The following is a 10,454-nucleotide window of genomic DNA, read 5'->3' as shown; positions in this document are numbered from 1 at the left end:
TTGATATGGCGAAACGCTACTATCATGCAATAAAGGAAATGACTAAAGACCCGGAATGGTTGAAGAAAGAATTTGCTGGACATCCGATTCGAACGGGGCGTACGATTGAAGATCCAGATTTTCCACGAATTGCTATCACTTACTCGATACAAGAAAATGAAGATAATTCTAAACAAATACAAGATGAAATGAAAGGAATTATCAAGGACTATAACGATTATTATCACACTGCCTGGTCGATAGAAGATATTGAACGATATAATGGCGATATCAATAATCGCTTAGCTCGTAAAAAGGCAGAATTCAAAAAAATTGGGAAACAAATTGACCTTGTCATTGTTGTAGATCGCTTATTAACTGGATTTGATGCACCAACGATTCAAACATTATTTGTGGATCGAAATTTAAGTTATGCCAATTTGATTCAAGCCTTTTCTCGAACCAATCGTACCTATCCTGGAAAGACAAAAGGATTGATTGTGACATTCCGAAAACCTTCGACAATGGAACAAAATGTAAAGGATGCGACTAAGTTATATTCTCATGAACAAGAAGAGTCCAAGCTTGTTTATCCAACTTATGATGACTCAAAGAAACGCTTCAAAAAGGGACACAAAGAATTAAAAACGTTAGTTCCAAATCCAACCGATATAAACGAGCACTCACCTCTTGAGACTCGGATTGAATTTGTGAAAGCGTTCCAAGAGTTAAATAATGCTTACGAAGCTTTAGTTACGTATGATGATTACAACGACGATATGGAGAAATCAAAAGCATTTCAGGAACAGGTGAAAACCTTAGAAGAATATATCGGCGTGTACAATACGGTTAAGGGATCGCTAGTCGAAGAATCGCCTGAAGGAACTGGACCAGATTTATCCGACATAGAATTCTATGGAGAAAATGCGATTAAGATCTATGATATTGACTCAACTTATATTGACCGACTACTAGAAACGTACTCAGCCAATAATCAGAATATCCGTGACGAGATTGAAAAAGCACTTCAAAAACTCAAGAAATCAGAAATTGTTAAAGCTGTTTACCGTGGGATTTTAAACGCTATTGATAACAAAGAGATAAGTTCAGAGATAGATATTCTTATTGTGAAACGACGTTTCTTTACTGAAGCCTATAATAAAGCAATTGAGGAATTTGCGAACACTTGGTTTGTAGACGAAGGGGAGCTGCATTCATCTGCAATTCAATATGTCATAGGAACAGAACCAATTCCGAACATCGGGGGGATTATTGACAGCAAGCAATTTGATAAGTACAAAGCTGTAAACCCAGATGCAAGACCTTTGAAATATGGGCCAGAAATGAAGCGTCAATGGAGAAAGACATTAGATGAATTCATTGTACCTTTGAATGATGAGTTGAGATAAAATAGTTTTTATATTTATATAAAATTTTAAAAGTTATAGGACAACTTCGAAACTGTAGTTGTCCTATAACTTTTTTCTTCCTACTCATCAGAATTTAGGGTTTTGATTATTATAAATATAGGATGATTGGATCGATACTTTTTGCTAACTTCTTTATCTCTATTCGTTTCTGATACTAATAAAACTGAATTCAAGTAGACCTCTCTAAATTTTGTTCTTCACTTGTAAAATCTTGATTATTTACTTATACATAGTGCTTCCAAGATAGTTAATACTGTCTATCAGATCATCGGAATTAAATAGTAGATAGGAAAGTGTTATATAAACATCTTCAATTGTGTTTTCCCTCGAATAACATTAATGAAAAATCAGAATTATTATGGTATTAACCTAGATATATTAAGTGTATATATAACGTTCTATTAGTTTTACATTATTAGATGCTGAATTATTAATTTTTTTTCGTAATCACAACACATACCTTTTTCTATGAAACTATTCATTCATAGAAATCGTATTATTGTTAAGGGGGTTATACTATATGAAATTGAGTATTGTTTCTACTATAATTACAACTATTGTAATACCAGTTATTATTCCATTTATTTCTGTGTGGTTTGCATTTATCATCACGAAAAAGCATAATGAAAGGGAATATCTTAATGACCAGAAGGTTCAGAGAATAAAATTATTAACTCTACTAAGGAAAGAAGCAGAATTATTTAAGGATTATCGATATCATAATAATACCCATAGGTCAAAGGAGTTTGTTACGATTAAACTAGTCTTTAATAGTCCAGCTTTCAATGTAGACCAACATGGTAGACTTATTGAATTGGCACTTGAAATGGAGAGAATAAACCAAAATATCGATATCTCTGTGAAAGCATCGACAGGAATACTGTCAGCCTCATTGGGTGGCTATTTAAGTAATTTATCAACTGGAAATCCCATAATGGCATTATCTAATTCTCGTTTAATGAAATTACTAACAGGTAAAAAGCATGTAGAGCATATGGGTGAGGGGTTAAATAAAATGTTTGAAAAGAATATTCAGGACTCTACTAAAGAGGCCTTGCCAATAATAGATGAAATAATCAAAGAAGTAGACAAGCTTATCTCAAATGAAAGGCAACTTAACTGAAAATACTACACTTTATTTCTCAAAGATGTGCCATTATTTAACGAGGCGAAGGTGTGTACCTTTTTATTTTATTAATTAGATTGTCAGTATCATTAGAAAACTAGACCTCATTATGATAAAGAAAAGGTTCAATAACTTTAATTTTTAAGAGCAAGAGCAGAGTTAACATTTTTGTAACTGACAAAGTTATATCAGAACACCAAGTAGGAGTATTTTCTATTGTGAACATAGAGTGATTTAGATATAAAGGAAAATTCGGTATTACTTATTTGAGGTGTGGTGATATATGTCGAAGAAACTTAATTATCATGGGTTTTTACATAATCTTGCCCCTAAAATGGACAAGGTTCTAGATATATTCCGTACTGAATCAACAAAAGAAGATATAAAATCTAATTGGTTCGGAGATTTGGTACTATTAATCCTAAAGGACTTTAAAAAATTTTATAACCCAGTTACAACGGTGGGGAAGATAAAAATAGCAAACTTAACTGGACTTCCAATAATAGGTGGAGCTGTTGCCAGTGTTATCACATGGTTTGCGGAATTGCATTGGGGGTTGATAGCTGGAATAACACTTCTAGTCTTTGTGGCCATCTTTCTTTGCCTAATTCCTTTTTATAAGCATAAAATGCTTAATATCTACCATCCTTATTTTAATTTACAGGCTTATAAGAAATATAGACCAATTGAATATAAATTGTTAAATCATACTGTGTATGATAAACACTTTTCATATAGCGGATTGGCAGCCTATGTTACTGGTGTTCTAACAAGACAAGACGAAGATTCTAAGATTGTTCAGGCTATTACTACACAATATAATAAACAAGAGGAAAATCTGAAAAATGAAATACTAGAATTGCGAAACAGAGAACAGTCAGCAATGGATGAGTACCGTGACACAATTAAAGAGCTTGATTTAGAAATAGAAGTCTATGAGTCAACGGTTAGTTATTTGGTTCATTTAATAGATCATATTCAAAAGATTTTACTAAGAATATCGTCTGATGATTTTGATTATCCAGATTTAGCGATCATATCTGACTTTACACTTTATAAATACCAAGAAGGAATGAAGCTAAAAAAGATAGCTGATGTAGGAACAACGGCAGAATTCCCAAAATATATTGATTTGGAGAGAGAAATGCACCACCCAAAAATACAGTCTATTATAGATGTGTTTAACAGTAATACATCGGACATGTATCATAATCAACCAGAAGATGGTTATGAAGTTGTTTCATACAAGATGAAAATGGGAAAAGAAAGAAATAATACTATTTGGATAATTTCCTTACAGATTAACAAGTCAGTTAATGAAAGAGGTTTTCTATTATCTGTTTCAAATGATATAGTAGATAAAAGAGTTATTTACAAGATTCTTCTTGGTTTAAGTCGTATTCTATATGATAAAATTGAGAGAGAAGAGAAGAAAGGGGCTGGATCTAATGTCACTTCAAAAATCTAGTACGGAAAAATTAGGTGCTCGTTCTCAAGTGGTTCCAGTAAGGTCCCAAGCGGAAATAATTGCAGAACGTAGAAGAGCAAGAAGAGCAAGAATTAATCTAGCAGATTCAAGAGCTCGAAGTATTCTGAATGGTACTGCAGATATTCCTGCAAGCATCACAATTAAAGATCCAAAAAGTGAATTTGATTTATATAGAGAAGATATAAATAAAGCTATTTCAGAAGTAGCTGCTGTAAAAGAATAATAAAAACCCCTTAATTGTGATCTATTAAGGGGTTTTTTTGTATTTATTAACTAGATATGTATAAATGCTAGATTCTCCTGGACATACTTGCTACTAAAGAAGAACAAAGGGAGAGGTTATCTTGAGCGATAAGAAAGTAATTAATATAAATTCAAAATCTAGACCTTTAAAAAGTAAGAATCAGGACGAGCTGATAGCTGAAAGAAGAAAAAAAAGAAAAGATAAATTAGCACCATTACTTAAGAAAAGGTGAAAATGGATTAATAATATATGTTAAAATAAATCCCTGTATACTTAGAAAAGTTGTGTGAATGGGGAAGATATTTCATGGAAGATACAAAAGAATTAGGTAACCAAAAAGCAGTAGAGTATGATCTAAGTATTGTTTATGATTACCGAACACATCCCGATAAAATCAGTGGTCGTTGCGATCATTGTAATCATGCGTTATTCGACAGTTCAGTCAAAAAATATGAATATATAAGAAAATGCAGAAACTGTGGGATGATGAAAAGTATTTAATTGGTATCATTAATGTGAGGTCTTAGTTTATAATTATGTAAATCCTACTCTAGTAGCTATTAAGATTCATAAAATATATTGCCTTCAATTAAAAGTTAGAAGGAATTAGGAATAGATAGCGATAGATCTATTTGAATAACGAAAGCTATATTGTTTAATTAATATAAATAAAAAAGCCCACCAGCTTCAAAGAAGCTGGTGGGCTTTATATATAGGTCAACGAAAACAATAGAAAAGAACCAAACTCTCGATATATGAGTTTGATTCTTTTAATATCTGTTTTAAAACAGACAAACTTAGGTGGATTTGAAATCGATTTGCAATTAATAATAAAAAGCTCAAGTTCTACCTGTGAATCTGTACTGAGTCTTACTCTTGGACAAAGAATATTTAGTTCTGGATTTGGATACTTTTAGCTTCAATTTGTGGAGGATCTGAGTCTTTAATGACTTTTTGAGGGCCAAGCCAAACTTTTACTTCTTGTCCCTTTTTTGCTTTTGTTTCCCCTTCATAAATTACTTTATGATATAAATATTTTTTTTCTTCGAATAATTCTACTTTTGGGATATCTTTTATTTCATCAAATTCAGTTTTAGTTATGTCAGATACCATAATGAACCCCATCTTATTCTCTTCTAAAATATACCCTTTTAAATCATATGAATCGCTATTCGCAGTAGATTTACCACATGCTACTAAAACAGTTAAGATGACAGAAATTAAAATCAATTTAATAAATTTCAATATTTAACCACCTTTCCGAAAGAGTGTCTTAGTTTCATAATACTTCAATACTGTGATTATATTACATAATTTAATATAAATTATAAATATTGCAATTGATGTAATATAATGGTAAATCAAATATTGTAAAATTCTAATAATAGGGGTGTTAAATTGAAGAAATTATTAAAAAATCAGCTAACTACCATTTCTGTGTGTTTTTTTTCTATTTTACTTATTCAAAATACGACTGTCTTAGCTGAAGGGAAATCAAGTAAAACTACTTCAGAAACACTTATAGAAGAGGAGGTCAGTTTTGATGAAGTAAGTTATGGGATAAAGTTTAGAAAAGAAGCAGGGCTAGATTCTTCAAAGGAAAAAGTAGAGAAATTAATAAGAGAGCATAAAATTAATAAGGATTTGTATGTTGAAGATTTTGGAACTGTTTTAGAAAAAAGTGAGCATGATAAATTAATTAAACGTATAGAAAAATTAGATAAACTTTTACCAAAGGTCGAAGCTGAATTCAAGAGCAAACAAAAAAGTCGTTATGGTGGATTATACGTAAATCATCAAGAAGATGGAGCAGTATATATTGGTTTGAAAAATGGGAGTTCTACTGAATTGAATAACACAAAAAAATTATTAAAGTATGAAAATATTAAATTTTTTAATGTTAACTATTCAGAAGAAGACCTGATGACTGCAAAGGATACTTTACATAGTGTAAAAGAAAAATTAACTAAAAATGGAGTTGAAATTACGTCAGTAATTCCAAACATACCATTAAATAGATTGGATATAAGTGTCGAACAGTTAAATATGAAACTGCCTCTATTATTCAGAAATTTTTAGGTAATATTCCTATAGACTTAACAGATAATTTTAGCCAAGTAGTGGAAGCAGATAGATATAGTGGTAATGAAGTTATTCAAGGTGGTCTAGAAATCAGGAATATAGATACGGGGGACGGTTGTACTTCTGCTTTTACTGCGTATAGAAATACATCAGCAGGTACATTATATTATACCCTTACTGCAGGGCACTGTGCGACAGGGTTGTACCAAGAGTTTCGACATGGAACATTAAAGTTTGGATCTGTAGCAAATCATTATAACAGTAGCTTTTTAGACGCGGCTGCCATAACGTTAGCGCCAAACAGGAAAACACATTACATTTTTGGAGAATACTCAAATAGTTATGAAATCACTGGATTGAAGACATCGTACTATGTTGGGGATTTTGCATGTATGGTTGGGAAAACAACTGCTAAAACAGTATGTGGTAGCATTGGTGCAACCAGTGCGGATTTAGATACCGTAAGAGATGTTGTTTCAGTAAACTATTACTCGCAAGGTGGTGATACGGAGGCCCGGTATATAATTACGGAAAAGCTATGGGAATTCATAATGGTAGATATATCACAGGTGGATACACTCTAAGGTATTTTGCTAAAATTGGTAAAATCCTAGATGCTTTTTACATGGATGGAATTGTTGTGAAATAATACCTTTATTAAATGTAGTCACTTGGGATAAAAGGTTTAAATAGGAAATCATATATAAACTATTAAGATCTAGGAGTAATCCCTCAAACGAAATAGAAGAATAAATATCGCAACATTATAATTGTATTCGTGATAATACTAGATTATAATTTAGTTATTAGTTATTTTTCTTGCTCAATTGAGCCTTTTAGTGAAGTTATAAGCCCTATAGGGTGGAATAAACACACCACAAGTGTGTCTTTCCTCTCTATAGGGCTTTTTTGTGTTTTATATCAAATTAGCGTATGGAGGGGAACGGAAGTGGCATTTATTACAGAAGAAACTATCGAAAAGGCTAGAAATATAGATTTACTTTTTTTGGCTCAACAACTTGGGGAGTCTCTACAGCGTTCGGGACAAAGCTTTTTTACTTATCGTAATGGTGGTGAAAATACTCCGTCCCTTTCCATTAATCCTACTAAACACGTTTGGAAGGACTTTGGTGGAACTGCTGGTGGAAAGGATGCAATTAGTTTTTATTGCTACCGCAAATATGATGACCCTTATTTAAAAGGTAAGGATTTTGTACAAGCGGTTGAAGAAATTTGTGAGCTATGCGGTATTCCTATTGAATATCAAGATGGCGGCAGTCGTACATTTGATGATGTTGTTTATAAACCTAGGATTGAGATTCAAAAAGAATCACCTAAAGCATCTCCTGGGTATTTACATGAAGTCTACTCTAAATGGATCAAGCAATTTGATCTCAAAAAGCCACATCTTTTTCACTTGAAAGAAGTGAGAAAAATCGGTCCACAAGTAGCGAAAATTAGAATGTATCGTTCTTATTCAGATGATATGAATGAAAGATATGGTATTACTAAACAGCTTGCTTCTAAAGGAGTTAAGCTAGATGGAGTTCCGGGATTTGCAGTTAAAGAAGGGAAGTATGGACCTTATTGGACGTCTGTTGGTAGAGCTGGTTTGTTAATTCCATTTCGTAGCATCAATAACGAAATTCAAGGATTTCAAATCATGTTTGATGAAAAGCCTGCTAATGGTCAAAAGTACGGTTGGTTCTCTTCACCTATTAATCCTGAAAAAGGAACAATACAAGGAGCTGAAATAGGAAATCCAGTGCTACCTTATCATGCAGCTGTTCCCGCTCAAGTTCTCTTGAATTGGATCCTGTATAAAGGAGAGCTCTATGACCATATGGATACTGATACTGTATGGTGGGGAGAAGGTGGATTAAAAGGAGATATAGCTTCGAATTATACAAAACAGATACATTTACAAGTACCTGGAGTGAATAATTGGAGACTCCTTTTAGAACCTACTATTTCATTACGACCAAAGCGTGTGATATTTAGTTTTGATGCAGATGCTCAAACAAAAGAGGATACTGTTCAAACTAATGTATTAAACTCAATAGAAGGTGCGAAAAAAGAACTCAAACCACATGGAATAGAGTTAGGGATTGCATTATGGCCAGTTGAAAAAGGTAAAGGAATCGATGACCTTGTAAATAACGGTTATAAGCCACAAATCGTCTCTATATAGTTAAGTTTAATAATATTACAGAAAAGAAGTTACTATTCAGTGGCTTCTTTTTTTTACTTTTAAGGAGGTGATTTTATGTAATCCATGATTAGAAAAACTCATGAATTATTTAAGATTAAACATTACACATTTTAGGAGGAAGAAAAAATGAATCAATTATCTTTAGTGAGTGAACGTACAGACAGGTCGTTAGTAAAAGAGTCTGCGGAAAGGTTATATGAAGTGGAGGGAGATGTTTCCAACCTAAATTTAAGTGAATTACTTTATTTAATGCTAGGGACAGGAACAAAAAAGACTTCATTGCAGCAAATGGTTAATCAAATCCTTGATATGAAGCGAGAGTATGGATTAAAGGGATTAACTGTTGAAAGAGTTATGACGATTGAGGGATTCACTAAACGCAAAGCGGAAATGTTTATTGCTTCTCTAGAGTTAGGTAGGAGAGTTTATAACGAAAAAGCAGAGAGTCGCTATGTGATTAGGTCACCCAAAGATGCTGCTGACTTCTTAGAGTATCTAAAGGATTATAACCAAGAGCACTTTGTTGCTTTGTTTTTAAATACAAAGAATGAAGTTCTTCTTAAGAAAACTATCTTTAAGGGCTCTTTAAACGCAAGCATAGTGCACCCTCGCGAGATCGTGCGCCCATAAGGGCATTTAGAAAATCTGCATTAGCAAAGCAGTAGGGAAATATCACATTCTTTACCCTATCATCAGCCAACTTATCCGTAAGGGAAACCAAGCGGGGAGTGTAGCATGTTGGAAAAGCCATAAGTTGTCTAGTTACCAAGGCACGACTGAATGGCGAGATGAAATTCATAGATAAGGATGAAAGCTGAATTGCTTGAATGATAGCTCAAGGAGGACTACGGGGACCTTCAGCGGGAGGTAACGATTTACGCTGTGCGAAGTATGCATGTTTCTTAAAAACTTCGAGAAATATGAAGTGATACTGCTTTGTCCATCTTCTATATGGAAGAAACGAGTGAAAATCATATCCGAAACTATGAAATGCTATGTTTCTATATGTCTAAATGGGGATTGCCTAAGTCAGAACGCTGTAAATACAGCTATGCATAATGTCCAATTGGATGAAAAATTTCAAGCTGAAAGGCAAGAAAGATGATGCTGAATATCTGATATGGCAACGGAGCTCTCGTAGTAGTCCGAGATAGGGAAAGCCTATTACATGGCGAAGGGGAGCAGTTTATCTAGTTTAATACCAAATTGGGAAGGAGCGTGAGGCTCTATGAGAAATCCAAAAGTAGTGTTAAACAGTCTAACTTCCAAAGCTCAAAATAAAACGTACGTATTTGAACGGTTGTATCGAAATTTGTATAATACCGAGTTTTATCTAGCAGCCTATGCCAAACTCTATTCGAATAAAGGAAGCAATACAAAAGGTGTCAATAATGACACTATTGATGGAATAAGCTTAGAAAGAATCGAGCGTTTGATTGAAAAATTAAAAGAGCAGTCTTATCAACCAAAACCAGCGCGCAGAACATATATCCCTAAGAAAAATGGAAAGCCACGACCTTTGGGTATCCCGACTTTTGAGGATAAATTAGTGCAAGAAGTTGTTCGGAGCATTTTAGAAAGTATTTATGAGCCACAATTCTCAAATCATTCGCATGGTTTTCGACCAAATCGTAGCTGTCACACGGCTTTAAAAGAAATACGTAACACGTTTACAGGTACGAGATGGTTTATTGAGGGTGATATAAAAGGTTTCTTTGACAATATCGACCATCATGTATTAATTGGGCTTTTACGAAAACGTATCAGGGACGAGAAATTAATTAATTTAATTTGGAAATTCCTTAGAGCAGGTTATGTAGAAGAATGGACTTTTCACAAAACTTACAGTGGAACCCCTCAGGGTGGCATAATTAGTCCGTTATTATCGAATA

Annotated in this window: 12 protein-coding genes; 11 read left to right on the top strand and 1 reads right to left on the bottom strand. The window is 33.4% G+C overall.

Annotated elements, in window-relative coordinates:
- The 6 genes from ACEWK1_RS26190 to ACEWK1_RS26165 form a co-directional block, all read left to right on the top strand.
- Window positions 1-1,388: type I restriction endonuclease subunit R, EcoR124 family (locus ACEWK1_RS26190; RefSeq protein WP_416636795.1), on the top strand; the 1,388-nt coding region annotated here is incomplete at its 5' end.
- 541 nt (window positions 1,389-1,929) lie between these two features.
- Window positions 1,930-2,532 carry a hypothetical protein gene (locus tag ACEWK1_RS26185; protein WP_212137864.1) on the top strand — a complete coding sequence of 201 codons (603 nt, stop codon included), beginning with the start codon at window positions 1,930-1,932 and terminating at the stop codon, window positions 2,530-2,532.
- Window positions 2,533-2,818: 286 nt separating this feature from the next.
- Window positions 2,819-4,003, top strand: a complete 1,185-nt coding sequence (locus tag ACEWK1_RS26180; protein ID WP_212137866.1) for a hypothetical protein — start codon at window positions 2,819-2,821, stop codon at window positions 4,001-4,003.
- A complete protein-coding gene (locus tag ACEWK1_RS26175; RefSeq protein WP_212137868.1) occupies window positions 3,984-4,247 on the top strand; it encodes a hypothetical protein in 264 nt (87 codons plus the stop codon). Before ACEWK1_RS26180 ends, ACEWK1_RS26175 begins: the two co-directional genes overlap by 20 nt.
- 121 nt (window positions 4,248-4,368) lie before the next feature.
- Window positions 4,369-4,500, top strand: a complete 132-nt coding sequence (locus ACEWK1_RS26170; RefSeq protein WP_269217445.1) for a hypothetical protein — start codon at window positions 4,369-4,371, stop codon at window positions 4,498-4,500.
- Window positions 4,501-4,574: 74 nt separating this feature from the next.
- Complete coding sequence (locus tag ACEWK1_RS26165) at window positions 4,575-4,769, top strand: hypothetical protein (RefSeq protein WP_212137870.1); 195 nt, start codon at window positions 4,575-4,577, stop codon at window positions 4,767-4,769.
- Window positions 4,770-5,159: 390 nt separating this feature from the next.
- Here ACEWK1_RS26165 and ACEWK1_RS26160 read toward each other — a convergent pair whose 3' ends face one another.
- Window positions 5,160-5,513, bottom strand: a complete 354-nt coding sequence (locus ACEWK1_RS26160) for a DUF3221 domain-containing protein (protein ID WP_212137872.1) — start codon at window positions 5,511-5,513, stop codon at window positions 5,160-5,162.
- Between the two features lie 153 nt (window positions 5,514-5,666).
- Here ACEWK1_RS26160 and ACEWK1_RS26155 point away from each other — a divergent pair, with 153 nt between their 5' ends.
- The 5 genes from ACEWK1_RS26155 to ACEWK1_RS26135 all read left to right on the top strand — a co-directional run.
- Window positions 5,667-6,347, top strand: a complete 681-nt coding sequence (locus ACEWK1_RS26155) for a hypothetical protein (protein WP_212137874.1) — start codon at window positions 5,667-5,669, stop codon at window positions 6,345-6,347.
- A gap of 41 nt (window positions 6,348-6,388) precedes the next feature.
- Complete coding sequence (locus ACEWK1_RS26150; protein WP_212137875.1) at window positions 6,389-6,934, top strand: hypothetical protein; 546 nt, start codon at window positions 6,389-6,391, stop codon at window positions 6,932-6,934.
- Between the two features lie 365 nt (window positions 6,935-7,299).
- On the top strand, window positions 7,300-8,541 hold the full coding sequence (locus tag ACEWK1_RS26145) for a DUF3854 domain-containing protein (RefSeq protein WP_212137877.1): 1,242 nt from the start codon (window positions 7,300-7,302) through the stop codon (window positions 8,539-8,541).
- Window positions 8,542-8,688: 147 nt separating this feature from the next.
- Window positions 8,689-9,192: a JAB domain-containing protein gene (locus ACEWK1_RS26140; RefSeq protein ID WP_212137879.1), complete on the top strand. Its 504-nt coding sequence runs from the start codon at window positions 8,689-8,691 to the stop codon at window positions 9,190-9,192.
- Window positions 9,193-9,790: 598 nt separating this feature from the next.
- A partial coding sequence (locus ACEWK1_RS26135; RefSeq protein WP_416636794.1) for a reverse transcriptase domain-containing protein occupies window positions 9,791-10,454 on the top strand: 664 nt, incomplete at its 3' end.

The organism is Metabacillus sp. YM-086, from assembly GCF_048059995.1.
Classification (GTDB): Bacteria; Bacillota; Bacilli; order Bacillales; family Bacillaceae; genus Metabacillus; species Metabacillus litoralis_B.
This window is presented reverse-complemented; position numbering and strand designations above follow the sequence as displayed.

What these genes read in the sequence shown, in the direction of transcription:
- ACEWK1_RS26185 (WP_212137864.1), top strand. Translation starts at nt 1,930, where the DNA reads ATGAAATTGAGTATTGTTTCTACTATAATTACAACTATTGTAATACCA.
- ACEWK1_RS26180 (WP_212137866.1), top strand. Translation starts at nt 2,819, where the DNA reads ATGTCGAAGAAACTTAATTATCATGGGTTTTTACATAATCTTGCCCCT.
- ACEWK1_RS26175 (WP_212137868.1), top strand. Translation starts at nt 3,984, where the DNA reads ATGTCACTTCAAAAATCTAGTACGGAAAAATTAGGTGCTCGTTCTCAA.
- ACEWK1_RS26165 (WP_212137870.1), top strand. Translation starts at nt 4,575, where the DNA reads ATGGAAGATACAAAAGAATTAGGTAACCAAAAAGCAGTAGAGTATGAT.
- ACEWK1_RS26140 (WP_212137879.1), top strand. Translation starts at nt 8,689, where the DNA reads ATGAATCAATTATCTTTAGTGAGTGAACGTACAGACAGGTCGTTAGTA.